Source organism: Tropicibacter sp. S64 (assembly GCF_049803835.1).
Lineage (GTDB): Bacteria > Pseudomonadota > Alphaproteobacteria > Rhodobacterales > Rhodobacteraceae > Pacificoceanicola.
On the sequence record NZ_JBNAGK010000022.1, the window covers coordinates 16066 to 40122 of the forward strand.

The 24057-nt window shown below is 67.3% G+C and carries 23 protein-coding genes; 8 read left to right on the plus strand and 15 right to left on the minus strand.

Annotated features, from left to right (window positions below; genetic code table 11):
- Positions 1-15 precede the first annotated feature (15 nt).
- From ACP159_RS24140 to ACP159_RS24160, 5 genes are all read right to left on the minus strand, one after another.
- Entirely contained in the window at positions 16-639 is a 624-nt protein-coding gene (locus ACP159_RS24140; protein ID WP_425102289.1) for an HAD family hydrolase, read from the minus strand.
- Positions 640-642: 3 nt separating this feature from the next.
- Entirely contained in the window at positions 643-1290 is a 648-nt protein-coding gene (locus ACP159_RS24145; protein WP_425102290.1) for a hypothetical protein, read from the minus strand.
- A gap of 217 nt (positions 1291-1507) precedes the next feature.
- On the minus strand, positions 1508-3310 hold the full coding sequence (locus ACP159_RS24150; RefSeq protein WP_425102291.1) for a M10 family metallopeptidase: 1803 nt from the start codon (positions 3308-3310) through the stop codon (positions 1508-1510).
- Positions 3311-3451: 141 nt separating this feature from the next.
- Positions 3452-3901 (minus strand): hypothetical protein, encoded by a 450-nt coding sequence (locus ACP159_RS24155; RefSeq protein WP_425102292.1) that lies wholly within the window; start codon positions 3899-3901, stop codon positions 3452-3454.
- A gap of 51 nt (positions 3902-3952) precedes the next feature.
- Positions 3953-4954 carry a replication initiator protein A gene (locus tag ACP159_RS24160; protein WP_425102293.1) on the minus strand — a complete coding sequence of 334 codons (1002 nt, stop codon included), beginning with the start codon at positions 4952-4954 and terminating at the stop codon, positions 3953-3955.
- Between the two features lie 504 nt (positions 4955-5458).
- Here ACP159_RS24160 and ACP159_RS24165 point away from each other — a divergent pair.
- On the plus strand, positions 5459-6862 hold the full coding sequence (locus ACP159_RS24165) for an AAA family ATPase (RefSeq protein WP_425102294.1): 1404 nt from the start codon (positions 5459-5461) through the stop codon (positions 6860-6862).
- Positions 6863-7054: 192 nt separating this feature from the next.
- A complete protein-coding gene (locus tag ACP159_RS24170; protein ID WP_425102295.1) occupies positions 7055-8068 on the plus strand; it encodes a ParB/RepB/Spo0J family partition protein in 1014 nt (337 codons plus the stop codon).
- Positions 8069-8206: 138 nt separating this feature from the next.
- On the opposite strand, the gene ACP159_RS24175 is transcribed toward ACP159_RS24170, so the two are convergent.
- The 5 genes from ACP159_RS24175 to rfbC are packed head-to-tail and all read right to left on the minus strand — an operon-like array spanning position 8207 to position 12398.
- Positions 8207-9061 carry a suppressor of fused domain protein gene (locus ACP159_RS24175; RefSeq protein WP_425102296.1) on the minus strand — a complete coding sequence of 285 codons (855 nt, stop codon included), beginning with the start codon at positions 9059-9061 and terminating at the stop codon, positions 8207-8209.
- A 20-nt stretch (positions 9062-9081) separates the two neighbouring features.
- Positions 9082-9951, minus strand: a complete 870-nt coding sequence (gene rfbA / locus ACP159_RS24180; RefSeq protein WP_425102297.1) for a glucose-1-phosphate thymidylyltransferase RfbA — start codon at positions 9949-9951, stop codon at positions 9082-9084.
- Entirely contained in the window at positions 9948-10790 is an 843-nt protein-coding gene (gene rfbD / locus ACP159_RS24185; protein ID WP_425102298.1) for a dTDP-4-dehydrorhamnose reductase, read from the minus strand. The genes rfbA and rfbD overlap by 4 nt, the downstream gene beginning before the upstream one ends.
- Complete coding sequence (rfbB, locus tag ACP159_RS24190) at positions 10787-11839, minus strand: dTDP-glucose 4,6-dehydratase (RefSeq protein ID WP_425102299.1); 1053 nt, start codon at positions 11837-11839, stop codon at positions 10787-10789. The genes rfbD and rfbB overlap by 4 nt, the downstream gene beginning before the upstream one ends.
- 4 nt (positions 11840-11843) lie before the next feature.
- Positions 11844-12398 carry a dTDP-4-dehydrorhamnose 3,5-epimerase gene (gene rfbC / locus ACP159_RS24195; RefSeq protein ID WP_425102300.1) on the minus strand — a complete coding sequence of 185 codons (555 nt, stop codon included), beginning with the start codon at positions 12396-12398 and terminating at the stop codon, positions 11844-11846.
- 119 nt (positions 12399-12517) lie between these two features.
- On the opposite strand from rfbC, the gene ACP159_RS24200 reads away from it, so the two are divergent.
- Complete coding sequence (locus ACP159_RS24200) at positions 12518-13507, plus strand: glycosyltransferase (protein WP_425102301.1); 990 nt, start codon at positions 12518-12520, stop codon at positions 13505-13507.
- Between the two features lie 49 nt (positions 13508-13556).
- Complete coding sequence (locus ACP159_RS24205; protein ID WP_425102302.1) at positions 13557-14777, plus strand: DegT/DnrJ/EryC1/StrS family aminotransferase; 1221 nt, start codon at positions 13557-13559, stop codon at positions 14775-14777.
- A gap of 80 nt (positions 14778-14857) precedes the next feature.
- Here ACP159_RS24205 and ACP159_RS24210 read toward each other — a convergent pair whose 3' ends face one another.
- The gene (locus ACP159_RS24210) at positions 14858-15256 is read right to left on the minus strand and encodes a hypothetical protein (RefSeq protein ID WP_425102303.1); all 399 of its coding nucleotides are present in this window, start codon (positions 15254-15256) and stop codon (positions 14858-14860) included.
- Positions 15257-15493: 237 nt separating this feature from the next.
- A complete protein-coding gene (locus ACP159_RS24215) occupies positions 15494-16315 on the minus strand; it encodes an ABC transporter permease (protein WP_425102304.1) in 822 nt (273 codons plus the stop codon).
- A gap of 214 nt (positions 16316-16529) precedes the next feature.
- On the opposite strand from ACP159_RS24215, the gene ACP159_RS24220 reads away from it, so the two are divergent.
- Both ACP159_RS24220 and ACP159_RS24225 read left to right on the plus strand, forming a co-directional pair.
- Positions 16530-17660 (plus strand): sugar transporter, encoded by a 1131-nt coding sequence (locus tag ACP159_RS24220; RefSeq protein ID WP_425102305.1) that lies wholly within the window; start codon positions 16530-16532, stop codon positions 17658-17660.
- Positions 17661-17767: 107 nt separating this feature from the next.
- The gene (locus ACP159_RS24225) at positions 17768-18427 is read left to right on the plus strand and encodes an ABC transporter ATP-binding protein (RefSeq protein WP_425102306.1); all 660 of its coding nucleotides are present in this window, start codon (positions 17768-17770) and stop codon (positions 18425-18427) included.
- Between the two features lie 2 nt (positions 18428-18429).
- Here the strand turns inward: ACP159_RS24225 and ACP159_RS24230 are convergent, their stop codons facing one another.
- A complete protein-coding gene (locus ACP159_RS24230) occupies positions 18430-19269 on the minus strand; it encodes a hypothetical protein (RefSeq protein ID WP_425102307.1) in 840 nt (279 codons plus the stop codon).
- Between the two features lie 422 nt (positions 19270-19691).
- On the opposite strand from ACP159_RS24230, the gene ACP159_RS24235 reads away from it, so the two are divergent.
- Both ACP159_RS24235 and ACP159_RS24240 read left to right on the plus strand, forming a co-directional pair.
- A complete protein-coding gene (locus ACP159_RS24235) occupies positions 19692-20783 on the plus strand; it encodes a sulfotransferase family protein (RefSeq protein WP_425102308.1) in 1092 nt (363 codons plus the stop codon).
- A gap of 2 nt (positions 20784-20785) precedes the next feature.
- Positions 20786-22288: a glycosyltransferase gene (locus ACP159_RS24240; protein WP_425102309.1), complete on the plus strand. Its 1503-nt coding sequence runs from the start codon at positions 20786-20788 to the stop codon at positions 22286-22288.
- Here the strand turns inward: ACP159_RS24240 and ACP159_RS24245 are convergent.
- Together ACP159_RS24245 and ACP159_RS24250 are read right to left on the minus strand one after the other, a co-directional pair.
- On the minus strand, positions 22264-22995 hold the full coding sequence (locus ACP159_RS24245; RefSeq protein ID WP_425102310.1) for a hypothetical protein: 732 nt from the start codon (positions 22993-22995) through the stop codon (positions 22264-22266). The genes ACP159_RS24240 and ACP159_RS24245 overlap by 25 nt on opposite strands.
- Positions 22992-24047, minus strand: coding sequence for a GSCFA domain-containing protein (locus tag ACP159_RS24250; protein ID WP_425102311.1), 1056 nt, complete (start codon positions 24045-24047; stop codon positions 22992-22994). The genes ACP159_RS24245 and ACP159_RS24250 overlap by 4 nt, the downstream gene beginning before the upstream one ends.
- Between the last annotated feature and the right edge of the window lie 10 nt (positions 24048-24057).

A 24057-nucleotide genomic window follows, 5' to 3' on the forward strand; every position in this document is an offset into this window, starting at 1 on the left:
CCGGGCCTTTTCGGCTTATGCGGCTTCGAGTTCGGCGATGCGGGCCTTGATGGCCTGGTAGGTCACATCGTCCGGCACGCCGATCTTCAGGAGGTTGCCGCCGCTGGCGATGGCCGCCTGGATGCCGTGGTCGTTGTCCTCGAGGATCAGGCATTCCTCCGGCTTCACGCCGAAGGTGTCCATCGCCTTGAGATACATCTCCGGATCGGGCTTGCCCTTCGAGACATCCTCGTTGGAGACCATCACGTCGAGATAGGGCTCGAGGGCGGAGAGCTTCATCATCGCCTCCACCGACTGGCGCACGGAGTTCGAGCAGACGGCGATCCGGTAGCCCTCGGCCTTGAGTTTCGACAGCGCGTACTGGTGGTTGAACACCGGCTTGCAGCGCTGGTGGCTGATTTCCAGCGTGTAGGCCTGCTTGAGCGCGTTCAGGAACTCGTGCAGCTGCTCCGGCAGGCCCCGGGCCTTGGAGAGCATCTTGAGCTTCTGCCGGGTCGGCAGCCCGTCGAAGGTCGACAGGTGGCTTTCGCGGCTGATGGTATAGCCGAAATGTTCCAAGGCACGGTTGAGGGCCTCGTAATGCCAGTCCTTGGCATCGATCAGCACCCCGTCCATGTCACATAAAATCGCTTTGATCATGGTCTATTCAGTCCCCAGAAGGTCGTATGCGTCTTGCGGCAGGTCGGTACAGAGCTCGAAGAGCGGGTTTTCGTGCAGCCCGGCGGCGGCGATGGCGTCCCAGAGCGCGTGGTGCGCGCGGCGGTGCAGCTCGGGCGAGACGATGCAGGCGCGATGGCCCGCCGCCATCAGCCGCTGCGCCTCGGCCACCTGCGGGAAATCGCCGGTGAAATTGTCCACCCAGACCCCGGCGGCGCGGTCGAGGAAGGAGGGCACCGCCTCGTATTCGCTGATCCGGGTGTAGGCCGGGAAGGTGTGGTTCAGGTAGCCGAGCGCGTCCGGCACCGCCATGTCGAAGGCATAGCAGTTGTCCAGCGCGGCGCCGGTCCGGCCGATCACCTCGAGCAGCGGCTTCTGCAGCCCGTCGGCCTTGATGTTGAGCGCAAGCCGGCCGTCCGCGCCGGACCGGGCATAGAGGTCGAAGAAGGCCTCGGCGGTCAGCACCTCGCCCACCGGCGGATCGTGCGAGACGACGACGGTGCCGTTCAGGTCGCGGAAGTCGGTCTCGATCCCGAAGCCCGCGTCCAGCGCGCGTTTCAAGGCCTCGAAACTGTTCTTCTCTTCGACGTCGGTCCACCAGCCGCGGTGCGCCAGAATGTTTGCGTGCTTCATAATCTTTTCCGGATCGCGGCCCGGCCCGTGGGGCCTGCCCGATCCTGCCACTCTCGCTCAGGATGCGCCCTGTTTGCCCTGTATCGCCGGGTACATCAATGGGCGAAAGGGCGCCCCGCGGCAATTGCGCGGCGCCGTGCCGGGGCGGGCCTTTGCAAACGCAAAAAGGGCGCGGTCCGGGTGGAGCGCGCCCTGCCTGTCCCGCCGGGAAGGCGGATCAGAAGATGTCGATACCCGCCGCGAGGCCCGCGGTGCTGGTCACCCCGGTCAGGGTGACGGTGTTGCCGTTGCCGAAGTCGAAATAGACGTTGCCCATGGCGTCGATATGGGCAAATTCGGCGATCACCTGCGCCTCGGTCAGCGCCCCGTGGGTGCCGCTCCAGAGCGCGCTGCGGAACTTCAGCACATCGCCCTCGGCCATGTTGAAGTCGGTGACCACGTCGGCGTCGAAGCTGGCGCCGAAGACGAAGCTGTCCGCCCCGGTGCCGCCGGTCAGCGTGTCGTTGCCCCAGCCGCCCCAGATGGTGTCGTTGTGGGCATCGCCGTAGATGCGGTCGTCATGGGTGCCGCCGAAGATCAGGTCGGTGCCGGCACCGCCATAGAGCGTGTCGTTGCCGAAGCTGCCGTCGATGGTGTCGGACCAGCCGCCGCCATAGATCGTGTCCTGGCCGCCGCCGCCGCGCAGGTCGTCGAAGCCCGCATCGCCGAAGATCAGGTCGTCGTCGCCGCCGCCGCCGATGGTGTCGTTGCCGGTGCCGCCGATCAGCGTGTCGTTCCAGCCGCCGCCCCAGATCGCGTCGTTGCCGGCGCCGCCGTCGATGCTGTCCTCGTGCAGGCGCCCGCCGAGCACGTCGTCGCCGTCGCCGCCGAGGAGCGTGTCGTTGCCGTTGTCGCCGCGCAGGTAGTCGTTGCCGTCGCCGCCGCTGAGGAAGTCGGACCAGCCGCCGCCGAGGATGGTGTCGTTGCCGGCGTTGCCATAGACCGTGTCGGCGCCGTCGCCGGTGCGGATGAAGTTGTCGGCGTTGTTGCCGGTCACCGTGTCGTTGCCGGCGCCGGTGATCAGGTTCTCGATCACCGTGCCGCGGGCGATGATCAGGTTGCCCTTCAGCCCGCCGACATCGGAGATGCCGGTGCCGTTCATGTCGATCTTGCCGCCGACGTTGGTGTAGGTCAGGTTCAGCGTGTCGATGCCGTCGCGGTCATAGATGGTGAAGGTCACCGGGCCGCCGTTGTAGACGCTGGTTCCCGCCCCGCCGGGCAGCGAGTTGAAGAAGGTGCCCATGTAGCCGCCGAGGTTGCTGTTGTCGCCCCAGACCGTGTTGCCGGAGGTCTGGCTGGCGGCATCGGGCGCGCCGTAGAGCCGCTGGATGGCGATGACGTCGACGATCATCGGCGTCAGCACGTCGGCATAGCTGGCCTGGATCGCGGTGTTGTCGATCTGGTCGAAGTAGGACATCACCGACATCTGCCAGCTGTCGTTGGTGAAGACGTTGTTCACCCCGTAGGTGGCATTGCCGTCATAAAGGCCCTGGTGCCCGAGGCCGAGCGCATGGCCGATCTCGTGCACATAGGTGGAGAAGGCATAGGAATCGACCGAGGCGCCGGCGGTGATCCAGCTCGAATGCACGTTGACCGTGGCGCTGGTGATGGCGCCGTTGGTGCTGCTCCAGTAGGAATAGGCACCGTAGTCGTGGTCGGTGAAGGTGATCTCGCCGCCGGAGCTGACCTCCTTGAACTGCAGGTCCGCCACCGCCTCCCAGGCCTGCAGCGCCCAGCGGGCCAGCTGCTGGCCGGCCGGGGTCAGCCCGGTGAGGTTGACCGTGATGACATTGCTCTTGGAGGTGTCCCAGGCCGCGCCGGTGTTGCCCTGGTCGGTCCAGTAGCCGTCGGTCAGATAGGTGGCCATCTGGTCCAGCGTGCCGGTGACCGCGCTGGCCGTGCCGGACCCCGTGGTCCCTGCCCCGATGGAGGCGGTGGCCTGCTGTCCGGCGTCAATGGAAATCTGATCGTTTGTCGGCATGTCTCTTCACCATTCGTCGTGCATCTCGGGTCCGGGCCGGCGCGGGGAGCGGGTGAGCGCCCGCTGTCCCGCCGCCGTCGGGTCGGACCCTTGTCTGACCAGTTTTTGTGGCCTGAATAGGGCCATGATCGTTCAATTTTATTAGGGTTTGGCGTATCCCGGCGGGGCGTCGGCAAGTGCCTGCAACACCGGCAGAAGCGCCGGATCGGAGGTCAGCAGCGCCTGCGCGAACCCGGGCAGCATGCCTGGCCGGAGGGTCGAATCCATGGCCTGCAGGCGCACTTCGGGGCCGGTTTGTGGCCCTTCCGTGTCACCCCTGTCCCAGGCCAGCTGCCCGCTCAGGCCCCGGTCCGACAGCGGGGTGAGCGCCACCGCCAGCCGCAGCCGCGCCGGATCGCCCGGCGCATCGCGGACCACCCGCAGCCCCGGCGCCAGCACCGCCAGCGCCTGCTCCATCGCGGCGCAGAGCGCCTCCGGATCCAGCCCCGCCGCCTGTGGCAGCCGGCAGTCGAGCCGCACGTCCGGGACCTGTGCCCCGCCCGCCTCGGCGCCCGCCGGCGCAAGGCAGCGCGCGGCGATGTAACCTGTCATGACAAGACCGAGCACAGCCCCGCGCATGGTCCCTTCCCCCTTGCCTTGCGGTCAGTCCGCAGAGCGGCGCGTCCTGACCCAGTCCAGAAAGGCGCGATCGGGATCGCGCCCTGCGTGGCGGCCCGCAGTGGCCCGCCATTCGGCCTCGAGCGCGTAGACATCCGCGCCGGGCCAGAGCGCCCGCGCAGCGTCGAGCGTCTCCGGCATCATTCCTGGCATGACCAGCGTTTCGGTTTCGTTACCTCGGCGGGTGAAATGATAAATATCGCCCCCCGCTTCAAGCATCTCGTAATCGGGCAGCTGGTTTTCGGCGGCCATCCGCCGCACCGCCGCGCGGAATACGCGGACCGGCGCCGCGCTGCCCGCCTTCTTGTGCAGCACCGGCAGGCTCACCTTCCACTCCGGCTGGCGGCCGCAGTGCTTGCGGGCAAGCTCGTAGACGCGCCGCTCCAGCGGCTTTCGGAGCCGGAAGTAATCGCGGCTGAGGGTCAGCACCGAACGCGCCTGCACCGCGCGGAACAGCCAGTCGCTGAGCGTGACGGAGACCGAGATCATCCGCCCGCCCTTCGAGCGGCGGCGGATCTCCCAGGCCTCGATCAGGCCGAAGCCGCTGGTGGTCTCCACCCCGCCGGTCTGGATGTTCGTGGTGATGCGCGTGCCGGCGAGCCGCTCGAAGGCTTCCTTGAGCCTTGTGTAGCCATCGCCCGAGGTATCGCGGTTGGTCGCGACGAGCAGGTCATGGGCGCGCAGCGTCAGGGTGCGGGCGATCTCGCGCCCGGCGTTCAGCGCGGCGATGAGCTGGCTGATGCAGTAGATGAGGATGTCCTTGTCGTGGATCGTCGCCCGGCCCCGGACCGAGGGCGTCACGCTGACCTCCACGCCATTGTGCTCGTAGCTCAGGATGCGCCGGTCGGGGCGCGTCGAGAGCGAGAAGATCGGATGTTCCATGGTGCCGAGATCATCCTTGAGGCTCGCCCCGAAGATGTCGCACACGAAGAAGTCGCCCGTGGGGTGGCGGTCGGGCAAAAGCCCCCCTGCACCTGCCTGTGTCATCACTGCCTGCCTCAAGCGGGGCTTTGCCCCTGCCGTTCCGTCCGCTCGTCTCGCCGTCTGCCGCGGCTGTTCCCGTCCCCGATTCCCTTCGGGGTTTCAGTGACACTCAGCCTAGAGTTATCCACAGCCTGCGTCCAGCACCCGAACGGGGGATCGGAGTCGGGCTTTCGGGGGAGCAGAGTCACCCTATCGGGGGTTCAGAGTCGTCTCTCCCGGTCGAGGCGGCAAAAATCCGAAGAGTCACAAGCGCTTGTCCGAAAGCCCCGTGTCCTGTAACTCTTCAATAACACAAAATAACTGGATATGCGGGGAGGATTGCCTGCCCGCTGTTCCCCGATTGCCACGGCATCCCCCGGACGAACCCCCTGATCTGCAAGGAAAATGAACCCGGTGTTCAGCTTTTCCTTCCATGTGCGCCGTTTTCCGCTACACTGGGGAAAAGAGCGCACATCACGGGGTTTCAGCAAACCCCTCAAGAGGCGCAGGCGGTATCATGAGGGCACCATGCGAGCAGAGACCAGGGGCGATCTGCCCCCCTATTTCAACATCAACCCGGACGAAGCGCTGAGTGCGCTTGGACGCCCCGCGACGACGCAGGGCTTTTTGTCCATCGCCCGCGCCTGCGAGGCCGGGCGCAGCGATCTCGCCACCCGGGGCCTTGAGGAAAGCGGCAGCCGCCAGCTCCGCCGCTTCTCCACCTGGGAGATCTGCCGTTACCTGATCCCCGTCGCCCAGGGCCATTTCCGCCGCGTCCTGAAACAGAACCCGGACCTGCCGCAGGGCCTCGCCGAGACCACCAGCGGCGCGAAGTGGTTCACCTTCGACGAGGTCCTCCGCCTCAAGGCGCATTTCGGCAGCGAAGGCTCGAAGTCCAAGGAATACCTGCCCTACCGCCCGAAGGGCCTGCCGGCGAAGATGGTCGCGGTCGCGAACTTCAAGGGCGGCGTCGGCAAGACGTCTACAGCGGCCCATCTCGCCATGTCCGCCGCTTTGGACGGCTACCGCGTGCTGGTCGTGGACCTCGACAGCCAGGGCTCCATGACGTCCATCTTCGGCGGCAAGGTCGAGGACGAATGGCAGACCGTCTTCCCCCTCTTCGCCCGCCATTACGCCAGCCACCTGCGCGAGGCCAACCAGCGCCGCGCCGACCTTGGCGAGGCCCCGGTGCCGCTTGACGAGACCCTCTCCGAGGCCCTCAAGGTCACGGCCACCGACCTCGTCCAGACCACCCACTGGCCGAACATCGACCTCATCGGCGCCCAGCTGAACCTCTACTGGGCCGAGTTCCAGGTCCCGGTCTGGCGCATGCAGGCGCGCGGATGGAAGCTCTGGGAGGCCCTCACCGAGAGCTTCGAGCGCGATGGCCTGCTGGACCAATACGACGTCATCTTCATCGACACGCCCCCGGCGCTTGGCTACCTGACGATCAACGGCCTCGCCGCCGCCGACATCCTGCTTGTCCCCCTCGGCGCGTCCTTCCTGGAGTTCGACTCCACCGGGCGCTTCTTCGACATGCTGCATTCGACCTTCGGCTCCATCGAGGAGGCGGAGAACCTCGCGGCCCGCGCCCTTGGCCGCACCGAACTCAATTTCGAATGGGACGCGGTCCGCGCCGTGATCACCCGCTATGACGGGGCGCAGCAGGCGGAGCTCTCCGCCCTGATGCAAAGCTACCTCGGCCCCACCCTCTCGCCGCACCGCCAGGACTTCACCGCCCTGATCGGTCAGGCCGGTGAACAGGTGCGCGGCATCTACGAGGCCGATTACCGCGATTTCAACCGCGAGACCTATGTACGCGGGCGCGAAACCTTCGACGCCACCTATGCCGCCTTCAAGCAGCTTCTGGTGGGCAGCTGGCGCCGCGACGAACTGGCGACGCAGGCCGAGCCGCAATCGGGGGCAGCGTGATGCCCCGGGGCAGCGTTCGCAGGGTTAACCATGTCCTAACGTCTCACCCGGAAAACCTGCAAGACGCGCTCAGAACGTCTCTCCCGCGGGACGCGCAGCGTTCCGCCGCGCCGATCCTCCCCCCAGGGGAGGCGCGATTGCGCCCCCCCTCGGATCGGCGCTTTCTGAAGGCCGTTTCAGAAAGGACGACCCATGGCTCGTAAACGCCTCACCCCCGCCAACCCGCTTTTCCTCTCTTCAGGCGAAACAGAGACTGTTTCCCCGCCCACCCGCGCCCCCATCGCCAACGTTGCCGCCGACAGTTCCGCCACGGCGGCGCTCGAGGTCATGGCCCGGGAGATGGCCGAGGCGCGGGAGGCCGGGCGGATGATCCTGCGCCTCTCGCTCGACCAGATCGACCTGACCCACCTCGTGCGCGACCGCACCGTGGTCAACGAGGAAGACATGGAGGCCCTCGTCACCTCCATCCAGAAGCGCGGCCAGCAAAGCCCGATCGAAGTGACCCCGCTGGGCGATGGCCGTTATGGCCTGATTTCCGGCTGGCGGCGCTGCAAGGCGATTGCCCGCCTGCGCGACTGGGAGGTGGGCGACGGCATGGTCCTGGCCCTCGAACGCCGCCCCGAAAGCGCCGCCGCCGCCTATCAGGCGATGGTCGAAGAGAACGAGATCCGCGCGGACCTCAGCTATTTCGAACGCGCCCGCATCGTCGCCGTGGCCGTGTCCCAAGGCGTGTTCGAGACGCAAAAGGCCGGATTGCAGGGCCTCTTCGGCACCGCCTCCCGTCCCAAACGCTCCAAGATCGGCAGCTTCATCACCGTGGTCGAGCATCTCGACGGGCATCTGACCTTCCCCGAAGCCATCGGCGAACGCCTCGGCCTGCGCCTCGCCCGGCAGCTGGAAAGCTACGAGGACAAGGCCCAGCACCTGCGCGGCGACCTGGCCCTGCAGCGCTTCGAGACCCCGGAGGCGGAAACCGCCTTCCTCACCGACTGGGCCTCTCGCTGCGAAACCGAGGAAGCGGCTGAGGACAAGGTTCAGGCCACCCCGAAGAAACTCCCCAAACCCAAACCCCTCGAGACCCGCCCCCGCCCCGACCTCCGCCTGCGCTACCACGCGGGTGACAACCGCATGGAGATCAGCGGCGCGGGTTTGACGGAGGAGTTGCGGGAGGCTCTTGGGGAGTGGTTGGCGGGACGGGAGGGGTAGACCTTTTCACCACAGGCGCGGAGCAAAGGCCGCAGGCCGCCGTGCCCATCGACGGCCCGTCATGTCGGAGACATGCTCCCAGCATGATAGGCGCGGCTTGTGTTTGGCTCTTTCCGGCGGTGGCGCACAATCGTGCGGTCACCTTTCAGAGAGTGACGTGATCATAAGTGGGTGGGCCGCTGCCTTTTCGTTGATCAAAGCTTCCGCGGAAAGCGTGTTCGCTTTCAGGCCGTCAAATTCAGCCCCCGTTATGCCGACCATTTGCAAAAAGTCCACTCTGCCATGAGGCGTGTCCGTCCATCCGAGTTCTGGATCGCTACAGAATAGAAGTGCCGTTTTGTCGGTTGTGGAGCCAGCCTTGATCGGGCCGCCGGCCGTGATGTAGTGGCCGTGTTCAAACCATTTTTGAGATTGAAACACGTAGCGGGCGAGGTTTTGCATGAGATTCATCGGCCATTGCGGAACATCGGGTGACTCGTTCGGGCGTTCTGAAGCCTCCAACGCAAGACGAAACGTCAACTCGAACCCCCAGCCACTATACTCTTCACCTACGGCGTTCTCGTCGTAATACAGGGTGGACAGGCCATAAGATATGAAGAGAAGGTGATCGGGATTGCGCCGGATATAGACACTGACGCCGTCAAGCGGGTTGTCTCCTCCCAATGCAAATGGAGTGGCTGCTCCAAAGTGCAAGTCCGCTTCCGGACGGCCAAGGTGCGCGGCGAGATGCGCGTCTATGGCGTCCCATCCCGGCGATGAGTCCGGCGCAAATCGCGCCTTGTATGTATCTATGTCCACTTTCGAATTCCTAGCTATCCTCGTCATCAGATAAGCCAAGATATTGAAACAGATGCAACCGACGGGCGCGGTTTGCACATTGCACGGCGCAGAAGGCATCTGATCGGTTATTCCTTGATGAAAACCCCTCCCCCAAATGTTTCGCGCGCGAAACATTTTCCGGACTTTCGGGCCTGAAGGCAGGACGAAGGCCACCCCCCGTCCCGCCCAAACCCTTACTTCAACAGCCGCAGCAGGTACTGGCCGTAAGCCGTCTTCTTGAAGGTCTCGCCGTGCTGGCGCAGGAGGTCCGCGTCGATCCAGCCGTTGGCGTAGGCGATCTCCTCCGGGCAGCCGACCTGGAGCCCCTGACGGGTCACCAGCGTGCGCACGAAGTTGCCTGCGTCGAGAAGGCTCGAATGGGTGCCGGTGTCGAGCCAGGCGTAGCCGCGGCCGAGTTGCTGGACGCTGAGCATCCCGTCGTGCAGGTAGGTCTCCAGCAGCGAGATGATCTCCAGCTCGCCCCGCTCCGAGGGCTGCACCTTGTGGGCGCGTTCGGGGGCGGTGCCGTCGAGGAAGTAGAGCCCGGTGACGGCGTAGGAGGAGGGCGGCACGGTCGGTTTCTCGACGATGGCCCGAACGGTGCCGTCCTTGTCGAAATCCACCACGCCGTAGCGCTCGGGGTCCGTCACGCGGTAGCCGAAGACCGAGCCGCCGGGGGCGGCGTCGGCGGCGGCGAGTTGTTCGGGCAGGCCGTGGCCGAAGAAGATGTTGTCCCCCAGCACCATGGCCGAAGGGGCCCCGGCGAGGAAGTCTTCCGCAAGGATATAGGCCTGCGCGAGGCCGTCCGGGCTGGGCTGCTCGATGTAGGTGAACTCGAGGCCCCACTGCCTGCCGTCGCCCAGGGTGCGCCTGAACTGCGACTGGTCCTGCGGCGTGGTGATGATGGCGATCTCGCGGATGCCCGCCAGCATCAGCACGCTGAGCGGGTAGTAGATCATCGGCTTGTCATAGATCGGCATCAGCTGCTTGGAGACGCCGGTGGTGATGGGGTGAAGGCGGGTGCCGGAGCCGCCCGCGAGGACGATGCCCTTGCGCTGTGTCATGATGTCAATTCTGTCACTGTTTCGGCCAAAGCGGCCTTCCAATCGGGGGGGGATATGCCGAAGTCTGCCGTCAGGGACGAGCAGTCGAGGCGGGAATTCAGCGGTCTTGCGGCGGGTGTCGGATAGGCGCTGGTGGGGATGCCGGTGACGGTCACGCTTCGGTTCGCGAGGGCAAATGTTTCGCGCGCGAAACATTTCCAGCTTGTCGGGGGGGTGCCGGCGTAGTGGTATAATCCACCGCCCTGCCCGTTCATCATTCTTTCGGCAATGGTCAGACAGGCCTGTGCGATGCCGGATGCGGGCGTCGGCCCGCCGATCTGGTCCTCGACCACGTTCAGCGCGTCGCGGGTTTCCGACAGCCGCAGCATGGTCTTGACGAAGTTCGCGCCATGCGCCGAGAAGACCCAGCTTGTGCGCAGGATGACCGCCTGCGCACCGGAGGCGCGGATGCCCTCCTCGCCCTTGAGCTTGCTGCGCCCGTAAGCGCCCAGAGGCCCGGTCTTGTCAGACGGCTGCCAGGGCGTCTCGCCGGAGCCGTCGAAGACATAGTCGGTCGAGATATGGATGAGCGGGATGCTGAGGGAGGCGCAGGCCCCGGCCATGGCGGTCGGCGCATCGCCATTGACCACGGTGGCGGCGGCCTCCTCCTCCTCCGCCTTGTCCACGGCGGTCCAGGCGGCGGCGTTGATGACGGCGGAAGGCTTGTGGGCTTGAATGGCGGCGGCGCAGGCGGCGGGGTCCGAAAGGTCGGCCTCGGAACGCCCAAGGAAGACCGCACCCGGGCCCAGCCGGGCGAGTTCCGTCGCGACCTGTCCGGTCTTGCCGAAGACGAGGATCATGCCTTCACCCCCAGCCGCTGACCGACGCCCTTGCGGGCCTGCAGCGCTGTCCACCAGGCCTCGTTGTCGAGATACCACTGCACGGTGCGGCGCAGGCCTTCCTCGACGGTGACAGACGGCCGCCAGCCCAGCTCCTTGCGGATGCGGGAAGGGTCGATGGCGTAGCGGGCGTCATGGCCGGGGCGGTCGGTGACGAAGGTGATCTGCTCCGCGTAGGGTTTGCCGTCCGCGCGCGGCTGCAACTCGTCGAGCAACTCGCAGAGGGTCTGCACCAGCTCGAGATTGCTGCGCTCGTTCTCGCCGCCGATGTTGTAGGAGCGCCCGACCTTGCCGCGGGTGACGACGGTGAGCAGCGCGTCCGCGTGATCCTCCACATAGAGCCAGTCGCGCACGTTGGAGCCGTCGCCGTAGATCGGCAGCGGCTTGCCGGCGAGGGCATTGAGGATCACCACCGGGATGAGCTTTTCGGGGAAGTGGAACGGGCCGTAGTTGTTCGAGCAGTTGGTGAGCACCACCGGCAGGCCGTAGGTCTCGTGCCAGGCGCGGACCAGATGGTCCGAGGAGGCTTTGGAGGCGGAATAGGGACTGCGCGGATCGTAGGGCGTGTCCTCGGTGAACATCACGGAGGGGTCGGCGGGCAGGGAGCCGAAGACCTCGTCGGTGGAGATGTGGTGGAAGCGGAAATCCTCCGGTTTTCCCTGCGAAACCCAGTAGCTCCGGGCCGCTTCGAGCATGTTGTAGGTGCCGGTGATGTTGGTCTCGATGAAGGTGCCGGGGCCGTCGATGGAGCGGTCCACATGGCTTTCGGCGGCGAGGTGCATGACCGCATCGGGCTTGTGCTCGGCAAAGACCGCATCGAGCGCGGCGCGGTCGCGGATGTCGGCCTGCACGAAGGCATAGCCGGGACGGTCCGCGACGCTGGCCACGTTATCCAGACAGGCGGCATAGGTCAGCGCGTCGAGGTTCACGACCTCATGGCCACGGGCCATGGCGAGGCGGACGACGGCGGAGCCGATGAAGCCGGCGCCGCCGGTGACGAGAAGTTTCATCGCGTTATCCTTGGTACTCGAAGGGGCTGTCGAAGTCCGCGAGGCGCACGGCCTTCTCGTCCTTCTCGGAGAGGATCGGCGTGCCGGTCAGAGGCCAGTCGATGCCGCAGCTGTCCCAATGCACCGAGCCATCGGCGGCGGGCGCGTAGCCGTGGGAGCATTTGTAGATGATCTCGGTCATCGGCTCGAGGGTGACGAAGCCGTGCAGGAAGCCCTCGGGGATCAGCAGCTGGCGGCCATTCTCGAAGCTGAGTTCGCCGCCGACCCATTGGCCGTAGGTCGGGCTGCCGCGGCGCACGTCCACGGCGACGTCGAAGAGCCGCCCGCGTCCGCAGCGAACCAGCTTGGCCTGCGCATGCGGCGGGGCCTGGAAGTGCAGACCGCGCAGGGTGCCGGTCTTTTCGGACATGGAGTGGTTGTCCTGCACGAAGTCGATGCCCAGACCGGCCTCGCGCATCCGCTCCGCGCTCCAGCTTTCGCTGAAGAAGCCGCGATTGTCGCCGAAGCGTTTCGGGGTGAGAAAGACCAGGCCATCAATTGCCGTGGTTTCGATTTCCATGGGGTCCGCAATCCTCTTTTGGGGTCAATCCGGGGGTCCGGGGCAGGCGGCGCCAAACTGATGGCTTGGGGGCGATTTGACAAGGGCAGGTGTTTCGTGACCTTTGCGCGAAACGGGTGATGAAAGGCAGGGCGATGACTTCGAGGGCAGGGCGGCTGGTGGCGGTGGTGGTGACCTACAACCGGCTGGCGCAATTGCAGGTGACCTTGCCGCGCCTTCTGGAGAGTGCGGAGGAGCATCTTCAGGCGGTCATCGTGGTCGACAATGCCTCGACCGATGGCACCGGGGACTGGCTGGCGGGGCAGGGCGCGGCGCGGCTCGACGTCCTTCGCCTCGAGGCCAACCTCGGCGGCGCCGGGGGGTTCGAGCGCGGGATGCGGCTGGCGGTGGAGCGGTATGACCCCGACTGGATCGTGGTGATGGACGACGACGCGCGGCCCGAACCCGGTGCCCTGGCGCGGTTCCAGGGGCAGGATCGCAGCGAAGCGGAGGCCTGGGCGGCGGCGGTCTATCACCTGGACGGGCGCATCTGCGACATGAACCGGCCCTCGATCAACCCGTTCTGGCACCGGGAGGTGCTCTGGCGGACGGTTCTGGGCAAGGGGCGGGACGGGTTTCATATCGGCCGCGCCGAGTACGAGGGGCAGGAGACGGTCGCCATCGACGGGACGTCCTTCGTCGGCTTCTTCGTCTCGCGGCAGGGGATGCGGCTTGCGGGTTTCCCGGATGGCTCGCTCTTCATCTACGGCGACGATGTGCTTTATACGCTGGGGCTGACGCGGGCCGGGGGGCGGATTTTGTTCGATCCGGGGCTGCGGTTCGAACATGACTTCTCGACCATGACCGACGGCGACCAGCGGTTCCTGCCCTTGTGGAAGAGCTATTACCACTACCGCAACCTCTTGATGGTCTACCGCATGGCCTCGGGTCTGCTGTTCCCGCTGGTGCTGCTGGCGGCCTCGCTCAAGTGGCTGATGAAGGTGCGCCATCACGGCGGCGAGCGGGTGGCGTTTCTGGGGCTGGTGCTGCGGGCGCTGCGCGACGGTCTGCTGAGCCGGACGGATGTGCCGCATGCGCGGGTGCTGGACTGGGCGACGCGGGGCCGTTGAGGCCATCCGCGAAGCGTGTAGACTGCCCCCGACTTCAGAAAGAGCCCCCATGCCCGACACCGCCCGCCCGCCGTCCGACAAGCGTTTCGAGAGCCCCGGCGATCTTGCGATCTTCGGCGCGCCGCCGCTGTTCGACACGCCGCGCCATGTGAACCGACCGCAGGCGCCGGACCGGGCGGCCTTCGAGGCCTTCATGGCAGGGATCTGGGAGCGGCGCTGGTTCACCAATGACGGGCCGCTGGTGCAGGCGCTGGAGGCGCGGCTGGCCGAATGGCTGGACGTGCCGCATTGCGTGCTGACCTGCAACGCCACCATCGCGCTCGACCTGGTGATGCAGGCGCTGGGGGTGCGGGGGGAGGTGCTGATCCCGTCCTATACCTTCATCTCCACCGCGCATCTGCTGACGCTCCGGGGGATGCGCCCGGTGTTCTGCGAGGTCGGGGCGGATATGCTGCTGGACCCGGCGGACGTGGCGCAGCGGATCACGCAGGAGACCGGGGCGGTGGTGGCGACGCATGTCTGGGGCAGCCCCTGCGACGTGGACGGCTTGCAGATGGTCTGTGACAGGGCGGGCGTGCCGCTCATTTTCGACGCCGCCCATGCCTTTGGCGGGCGCTACGGGGGGCATCGCCTCGGGCGGTTCGGGGCGGCGGAGGTCTTCTCCCTGCACGCAACGAAGGCCTTCCACGCCTGCGAGGGCGGGCTGATCACCACCACGGACGCGGCGCTCGCTTTGAGGCTCCGGCTGACGCGGAACTTTGGCTTTGTCGCCTCGGACCAGGTCGCATGCGCCGGGATCAATGCCAAGATGTCGGAATTGCACGCGGCCATGGGCCTCGCCAATCTCGACGCCTTCGAGGGCACAAGGGCGGCGGCCCGGGTCATCCATGCGGGCTATCGCGACGGGCTGGCCGGGGTGGCGGGCATCGCGCTGAAATGCCCGGCGCAGGCGGAGGACAACAACCACCATTACGTGGTCTGCGAGATCGACGAGGGGGCTCTGGGGCTGAGCCGCGACAGGCTGGTGGAGATCCTGACCGCCGAGAACGTCTATGCCCGGCGCTATTTCTACCCCGGCGGCCACCGCAGCCCGCCGCACCTCGCGCGGACCGAGGCGGAGGGGCTGAGCCTGCCGGTGACGGACGCGCTCTGCGCCCGGGTGATGCTGCTGCCCGGCGGCGGCGCGGCGGATTTGGAGGACGTGACGCGCACCTGCGCCCTGATCCGGTTTATCGCGGCACAGGCGGGGGCGATTGGGGGAAGGCTGTAAGGGCTGTTTTCGGGCACCTGTCAGGCGACAGGGTAGAGGCGGGCTGGCAAGATGCGGGACGAAGCGGACCTTTGAAATGCCTAGACGACGGCGATCTTCACGGGTGTTTCTGACATCCGGCCCATCAGGACAAGCGTATCTCTGACCTCTGAAAACGGATACCGTTCATCGGCGCAGGCAAACTCGATGGGTGAATCCTCCGGTGACAAATCTAAGGCGACCGCATCGAAAAATACCGAAACTGCATTTCTCCTGATCTCGATTTGGTTGATAGCGTTGTAGCCCGAATGCTCTTGCCCGTTGATTTCAATGTATATTCCGGCCATCCCAAGCTCGTGATCTTCCTTCGTTGGCTCTTTCTCAAGCTGAAGGATAGCGTAGGAATCCGAGCCGTCTTCGGCATCGCCAAAGGCAACTTGCAGATAGTCGCCCTCATCGGATGCTACAGCCACTTTTACCGTTGAGTGCGTCATCGGCATGCCTCGCTGAACCCGCATCACAGGCTAGTTTGCAATAGGCATATAGCGCCGGCAAGGGCGAAACTGGGCTCAAACCGACCTTCCCCGCGCAGCCCATGAAGGCCTTTTGCGGCGTCATGGGGCGCTTCATGCCCCAAAGCGTTTCTGGTTGACCTTGAGGCACGCATACCCTGCCATGCCTCCGGCATTCCCGGGACATGCGTGCCGCAGGATGTTTCAGGTTGAACCAGAAACGCTTTAGTTGTTGGTCAGCAAATCGCGGTGGTAGCGGCCGAGCAGCAGCACGCCGAAGAACAGCGTCGTCACGCCGAACAGCGCCGGGTTCAGCAGCGAAATGTAATCGGGCCGGTAGGTCGGGTAGAAGCCCACCCGCATCTCGCCGATGATATGCACCAGCGGGTTCCACCACAGGATGTCGCGCACCAGGGGGGGCAGGTCGTCGAACAGGAAGATCACCCCCGAGGCGATCACCAGCGGCCGGTTCAGCACGCCCCAGATCTGGATCCACACCGGGAACATGCCGAACAGCACGCAGTTGATCGTGCCCACCCCGGCGCCGAGCAGGATCGACAGGAACATGGCATAGACCACCGGCGGCAGGTCGATCAGCACCATGGTCCCGGTCACGAGCAGCAGCGTGAACATCACGATCAGCGTCACCAGGATGCCGGTCAGCGCATTCAGCACGACCCGCGCCACGATGGCATCCACCCAGGTCACCGCCGGATACTGCAGCAGCGGCTTGGAGAAGGTGATGGTGTGGGCGGTGGTCTGGGCGATGTTCTGGTAGAGCTGGAACGGCATGAAGCCGGTGGCGTAGAACAGGATGAAGTTGTTGCCCAGCGGCGGGTTGCGGATCAGCAGCGAGAAGGCCATCGCCATGACGACGATCGCGCCGATCGGCTCGAGGATGGCCCAGACGTAGCCGCCCGGCGAGTTGCCGTAGCGCGTGGCCATCTCCCGCAGCACCAGCGCCGAGATCGCCCGGAAGCTGCCGAAGGACCGCACGGTGCCGGCGCGGGGTCTTTGCGGGGCGGCCAGGGGGGGGATCTGGGACATGCTGTGGTTCCGATATTGGCTTCACCGGACCAATATGTAAAAGTCGCGCCGAAAGCAAAACAGCATATCGTTGCACCTCATGAATGATGGATCACAGGGCAGGGGACCGCAGGCCCCCGGACCCGTGGCCCCGGCCGCCAGGCCAGCCCCAGCACCAAAGATCCCAACCCCTGGTCAGGCCCAGGTCGCCGCGGCGCAGAAGCCGCTGCGCCCGATGGCGCAGCCCGCCCGCATGAAGCGGCGGCACTGGGGGCTGGTGCTGTCCTTCGGGCTGATGGTGCTGGTGCCGCTGGTGCTGGTGCTGCTCTACATGTGGCTGGTGGCCGAGGACCAGTATGCCTCCAGCACCGGCTTCACGGTGCGGCAGGAGGAGGATGGCGGCGCTTCGGCGGTGCTGGGCGGGCTGGCGCAGCTGGCCGGAGGCAGCACCTCGGCGGATGGCGACATCCTGCACGAGTTCATCCTCAGCCAGGCGCTGGTGCAGACCATCGACGAGAAGGTCGGCCTGCGGGACCATTACAGCGCGCACTGGAGCACCGACCCGGTGTTCGCGCTGAGCCCCGACGCCACGCTGGAGGAGCTGCAGGAATACTGGCAGCGCATCGTGCGGATTTCCTACGACCAGGGGTCCGGCCTGATGGATGTGCGGGTTCTCGCCTATGACCCGGACAAGGCGCAGCAGATCGCGCAGCAGATCATCCTGGAGGGCCAGGCGATGATCAACGCGCTGAACGACCAGGCGCGCGAGGATGCGATGCGCTATGCGGAGATCGAACTCGACGAGGCGGTGGCGCGTCTCAAGGAGGCGCGCGAGGCGCTGACCAACTTCCGCACCCGCACCACCATCGTCGACCCGGACGCCGACCTGCAGGGCCGGATGGGCGTGATGAACGGGCTGCAGCAGCAGCTGGCCGCGGCGCTGATCGAGTATGACCTGCTGCGCGAGCAGACCAGCGAGGACGACCCGCGCATCACCCAGGTCCGCCGCCGCATCGAGGCGATCCGCAACCGCATCGCCGAGGAGCGCCGCGCCTTCACCTCCGACACCACCGCCAACAGCACCGACGGCGAGGATTACCCGACGCTGATCGCGGAGTACGAGGGGCTGGTGGTGGACCGCGAGTTCGCCGAGGAGAGCTACCGCGCGACGCTGGCGGCGGTGGACGTGGCGCGGGCCAAGGCCTCGCGGCAGAGCCGCTATCTCGCGACCTACGTGCCGCCGACCCGGGCCGAAAGCAGCGAATACCCGCAGCGCCTGACGATCTCGGCGCTGGCGGGGCTGTTCCTGCTGCTGGTCTGGTCGATCTGCGCGCTGGTCTACTACTCGATCCGCGACCGGCGCTAAGCGGTTCCGGGTGCCTCGGAGACGCGACAGGAAGACAGCATGGCGCCCGAAAGTGGGAACCGGTTTCGGGCTCCTCGGACATGCGACAGGAAGAGGGCTGAGCCGGGATGATCCGCTTCGAAAACCTGAGCAAGAGCTACTGGGTCCGCGGCGAGCGCAAGGTGGTGATCGACCATCTCAACAACACGCTGCCCACGGGCCAGTCGCTGGGGCTGCTGGGGCGCAACGGCGCGGGCAAGTCGACGCTGATGTCGATCATCGCCGGCAACCTGCGCCCCGACAGCGGCGAGGTCATCACCGATGGCACGATCTCCTGGCCGGTGGGCTTTTCCGGCTCCTTCCACGGCCAGCTGACCGGGGCGGAGAACGTGCGCTTCATCGCGCGGATCTACGGGGTGGATTCCGACGAACTGGTGGATTTCGTGGCGGATTTCGCCGAGCTGGGCAAACATTTCCACATGCCGGTGCGCAGCTATTCCTCGGGGATGCGCTCACGGCTGACCTTCGGCGCCTCCATGGGCATCCGCTTCGACACCTACCTGGTGGACGAGGCGACGGCGGTGGGTGACGCCGCCTTCCGGGCCAAGAGCCAGAAGTATTTCGCCGACCGGGTGAAGAACGCCAGCGCCATCCTCGTCTCGCACGACATGGGGCAGATGCGCGAGTTCTGCGACGCGGGCGTGCTGCTCTCGGAGGGCAAGCTGCGCTACTTCGAGGACATCGAGGAGGCGATCGAGGCGCATCTGACCCTGATCCGGGACAGGTAGCCTCAGCCGGTGCCCGCGTGCCCCGTCCCCGGCGGGGCGGTGTGGCATTCCGCCCCTGGCGGGGCGGTGTGGTATTCCGCCCCTGACGGGGCGAGGCGGCGTTCGGCGACGATCATCGACAGGTCGCGCAGCGCCTCGGCGGTGCCGTCGGCGCGGCTGCGGGCGTCGAGCGCGGCGAGGGTCTCCTCGATCCGTGTCAGCCGGGCATTCAGCGCGTCCGGCGCGGCGGTGGAGGCGGGGCGGGTGGCGGCGTCGAGCCGGTGGTACAGGCTTTCGAGCCCGCCGAGGGACCGCGCCAGCCGCAACCGCTCCTCCTCCAGCCGCGCGTCGCGCACCGCCAGCAGGCCGGCCATGCGGTCGAATCCCTCCGCGAGCCCGGGCTGCGGCGCGGCGGGGTCCGGCGCGGGCACCTGTGCCTGTGCCTGCGGCAGGGCGCCGAGCGCCGCGCGTACCGCTTCGAGCAGGTCCTGTTCGTCGCGGCGGCGCTTGCGGGCGGTGGCGAGCTTGCGGTCGAGCCGGTCGAAGCCGCGGGCCAGCAGGTCCTCCAGCCCGTCCAGCCGCGCCGCCAGTCCGGCCCGCTCCGCCCGCAGCCCGGCGATCCCTTCGCCGAGCCGGGTCAGCCCGGCCAGCAGCCGCGCGGGCAGGGCGGCGGCGTCGAGATCCTCCGGGGCGGCGGTGAGCTGGTGATGGAGGTCCATGACCGCCAGTTCCATGTCGTCGAAGCGGCGGCTCATCTCCGCCTCGCTGCCCGCGATGGCCTCGAACAGGTCGGTGTATTCCGCGTCCGGGCCGGTCTCCGCCTCCGGGGCGGCGAGGGTGAAACGAGGGGGGTGCGCGTGCATGCCGTCTCCGATCCGGGTCTGGTCCGGGTCTCGACCTGACCCTGCGGCAGTCTAGGGCGGCGGGCCTAACGCGGGCTTAAGGCGCCCCGCCTTGACCCTGCGCCACAAATACCCTGTCGCCCCTGCGGTGCTATCGGGACATGTGTGGCGCAGGGTCATTCGGGGAAAAGGCGGGACGCTGTAAAGCGTTTCCGGGTGAACGCGAGGCACGCATGCCTTTCCATACTTCGTATTCCCGGGACATGCGTGCCGCGCGATGGTTCGGGTCAAGCCGGAAACGCCGTAGGGACGGCATCCGCTGCGCGGGTTTGCACCGGCGGAGGCCCGCGCCGGGGGATGCTTGCTTGAAACGACGGGGGCGCTCCGTCATAAGGCGCCAATCCGGACGACCCGGGCCGGACCTGACCGAGAGACCAGAGCAGATGCGTCAGCCAAAGACCCTTTACGTCCATGTGGGGCACTACAAGACAGGGACAACCGCGCTCCAGGCCTTCCTGAGCCACAATGCGAAGAAGCTGCGGCGCCACGGACTCGATTACACCGATCTGTTCTGCCACCTGCACAAGCATTCGAAATACGCCTTCTCGCTCTATCGCGGCGCGGGGGTCACGACCCTGATGCACGGCTACAACGATCCCACCCGGGGCGAGACGATCTGGGCGAAGCTGTTCGAGGCGGTGCAGGCCAGCCCGGCGGACCGGGTGCTGATCAGCTCGGAGGAGTTCATGCGGCTCGGGGCGCATCCGGCGGCGGCGGCGCGGCTGAAGGCGATCGTCGGGCAGGCGCCCGCGGGGATCGACTTCCGCATCATCGCCTATCTGCGCAGCCCGGGGGCGCACCTGCGCTCGTGGTACAACCAGATGGTCAAGATGAGCGCCGCCACCAGCGATTACAACACCGCCGTCTGCCAGGTGATGGAGCCGGTCCACTACGATTACGGGCTGGCGCTGAAACCCTGGATCGAGATCTTCGGCCCGGAGGCGGTGATCGTGCGGCCCTATGACGAGGCCTTCCGCCACAACGGCGGGCTGTTCCGCGATTTCCTCTCGCTGTTCGGCTTCGACTACGACAACCCGCCGGGGGTGCGGGGCTGGGCGGTGCCGGAACAGGACCTGAACCCGCGGATGGACGACCGCCTGCTGGAGCTGGCCCGGGCGCTGCATCTCGCCGGGGTGCCCGCCGATCTCGGGCACTGGATCACCCACCGCGCCGAGACCGTGCTCAAGCAGCAGGACGCGGAGGCGCGGGCCGGGGCCAAGGGCTTCGACACGGTGGCCGCCGAGGTCCAGCAGGGGCTGGCGAGCTTGCGGGCGCTGCCCGGCTGCGGCGTCGATCTCGACGCCTTCCACACCGACCTGCCGCGTCCGGAGGCGCCCTGGCGGGCGGACCTCGGCCTCGTGCTGGCGACGCTCCTGCGCGAGCAGAACCTGCTGCGCGAGCGCATGCAGGCCCGCACCGACGAGCTGCGCAGCCGCATCGCCGCGCTCGAAGCCCGGATGAAGCAGGACAACTGAGCGTGCGCGTCCTCTATTACAACTGGGTCGACTACCTCGACGAGGAGCGCCGGGGCGGCGGTGTCTCGGTCTACCAGCGCAACCTGATGCGGGCTCTGGCCGACGTGCCGGGGGTGGAGGCGTCGTTCCTCTGCGCGGGCGTCTCCTACGATTTCCCGGGCGGCGGCGCACCGCGCTGGGAGCAGATGCGGCACGGCCCCGACCAGGACCGCGCCCGGCGCTTCGAGATCGTCAATTCGGCGGTGCTGGCCCCGGCGCATCACGGCTACGGCAGCCCGGCGCAGGTCTCGGACAAGGCCACCGAGGCGGCCTTCGTCGATTTCATCGACAAGACCGGGCCTTATGACGTGATCCATTTCAACACCCTCGAAGGGCTGCCCGCCAAGGTGCTGGAGCGTTGCCGCATCTGGCCGGACATGCGGGTGGTGCTGTCGCTGCACAACTACTACCCGTTCTGCCCGCAGGTGAACCTGTGGCATCTCGAACGCGAGACCTGCGGCGATTTCGACCTGGGGCGCAAATGCGTGAACTGCCTGCCGCATGTGCACGACCCGCGCCACATGCGCCTGTCCGGCGGTCTTGGCTACAAGCTGCGGCTGATGGGGCTGACGCCGGGGACCTGGGCCTTCGACCAGGCCTATCGCTGGACCATGCGCATCGGCGGGCGGGCCTCGCGGCTGATGCGCAAGGTCAGGGGGCAGGGCGAGCGGCTGCGCCGGGGCGGCAGGCCGGGCGAGCTGCGCCCCATGCAGCCGCCCGATGGCGCGCCCTTTGCCGCGCGGCGGGACGCGGTGGTGCGGCTGATCAACGACCATTGCGACGCGGTGCTGGGCGTGTCGGACGCGGTCTGCCGTCTGGCGCGTGGCTTCGGCGTGCTCCCGGACCTGCTGCACACCAGCTACATCGGCACCCGCGAGGCCGCCGCCTGGCACCAGACCGCGCCGCGGGTGTTTCCGCAGGCCGAAGACGGCACGCTGCGGCTGGCCTACCTGGGCTACATGCGGCGCGACAAGGGGTTCTATTTCCTGCTCGATGCGCTGGAAAAGCTGCCCGCCGATCTGGCCTCGCGCTTGCGGCTCGAAGTGGCGGCGAAGCGCGGCGACCGGGCGACGATGACGCGGCTGTCGGAGCTGTCGGGGCGGCTCGCCGGGCTGACCCATGCGGACGGCTATTCGCACGACGATCTCGACACGCTGCTGGCGGAGGTGGACGTGGGGCTGATCCCGGTGCTCTGGCACGACAACCTGCCGCAGGTGGCGATCGAGATGCACGCCCGGCACATCCCGCTGCTCTGTGCCGACATGGGCGGGGCGCGGGAGCTCGGGAATTGCCCCGCGATGACCTTTGCGGCGGGGGATGCCGCGGCCTTCGCGGACCGCATCCGCGCGCTGCTCGCGGGGGAGGTGGATATGGACGCCTATTGGCGGGGGGCCACGGCGCCGGTGGAGATGGAAAGCCACCTGGCCGAGCTGATGCGGCTCTATTCCGGCGCAGATCCGCGCTGAGGCGGGGGCAGGCTGCGCCGCCAGTCCTCCAGCTGTGCCACCACCAGGGCGCCATAGGCGGCATTGGCGTGATGCGGATCGTCCGGGGTTTCGCTGCGGTAGCGGGCCAGCATGAAGCCCTCCGCGTCGCGGCAGCCCGCGGGGATGTCGAGCACCGGGATGCCCCGCTCCGCCAGCGCCGCCAGCATCACCGCCCGGTAGGCCTCGGCCTGGCCGAGGATCTGCCCGGCGGGTCTGTAGTCGGTCAGCCCGTGATCGCGGAACAGCCCGGGGCCGGAGAGCGCCGCCACGGGCAGGCCGATCCGCTGCATCAGGGCGAAGAGGGCGAGCACATGCGCCTGCTCGGCCAGAACGATCTGCCGGAAGACGGCCTGCGAGACCGGCTGCAAATCGCCGTGAAAGCCCACCAGCGCCTGCTTCTTCATGAACAACTGGTAGATCACCCGCATCGGCCAGAGCGGCATGGAGAAGGCCAGGGCCGTCACCGGCGGCTTTTCCGGGGGCAGCCGGGGGATGCGGGCGCGGTAGAGATCGGCGGTGATCTGAGCATGGTCGCCCGCGTCGCGGAAGAAGGGCGTGGGCAGCAGGTGCCCGCCGCCCAGCGGCCAGACGCGGATATCCGCCAGCGCCTCCCCCGCCGCCCGGCGTGCCAGCAGCCCGCGGTGGATCGGGCCGCAATGCGAGTCCCCCGTGACGAGCAGGGTCATGACGGCTCCGGCCCGAAGGTGGCGAGCAGCTCCTCGTCGCATTTGATGCGCTCGGCCTCGGAGAGCGCGTCCGGGGCGGGCGCCGGGGTTCCGTCCACCGGGGTGGGCGGCGGATGTGCGGCGAAGAAGGTCTTCATCACATGCGCCACGCCATGCGGCGAGACCGCGCGGGCGTCCGGTTCGTAGAAGACCCCGCGCATGAAGGGCGCGGTGACGATCTCGTAGGAGGGGAAGTAGTCGACGCGGGGATCCGCGGCGCAGATCTCCCCGGCCACCGCCCGCAGCACCGCTTTGGAAAAGCTGCTTGCCACCGCCACCTGGTCGGCCGTCGCGGTGGCGGCCAGCGGCACGGGGCTGACGGTCAGCAGGAGGCGCAGGCCGGGGTTGACCGCCCGGGCGAGGGCGAGGAAGGCCTCCAGATCGGCCCGGACCTCGGCCGTGGTGAAGTTGTGGAAGCGGTGCCGCGCCGGATCGAAGGTGCCGCCCGCGGTGCCGGGGCAGAGCGGGAAGACCGCGCCATCCGCCACCGACAGCCAGGCCTCGGTCAGGCCGAGGGTGAAGACCAGCACATCGGCCTCGTGCAGCAGCGCCGCCACCGCCTCCAGATGGCCCTGGCGCAGGGCGTCGAGTTCGGCCTGCGTGCCGAAGGGTTCGGGCTCCAGCGTCGGGCGGAAGCTGTCCACCAGCCCGCCGTCCCGCTCCCAGGCCTGCTCCTGCGGGGTGAAGCGCCCCAGCGCCCGCTGCGCCAGCTGCAGCAGCTGCCGGGCGGTGTAGATATTGCCGTATCGGGCGGAATAGAGACTGTATCCGTACTCCTGATGCCGCGCGGCGGGCAGCCCGTCCGGGGCCGGTTCGCGGTCGAGCCAGGCAAAGCCCGCCGCCTTCAGCGATCGTCCGATGTGCTGGGCGAAACAGCTGCCGGCGGTCATGATCCTGGCCTCGCCGAGGGGAAACTTCGGGTCGTACCACGCCGCGACATCCAGCGGATGCCGCTCCGCGATGCTGCGCCGCCAGAAGGCTTTCGGCGGTTGATCGGCATAGGGGTGGGACATGCGCTTTCCT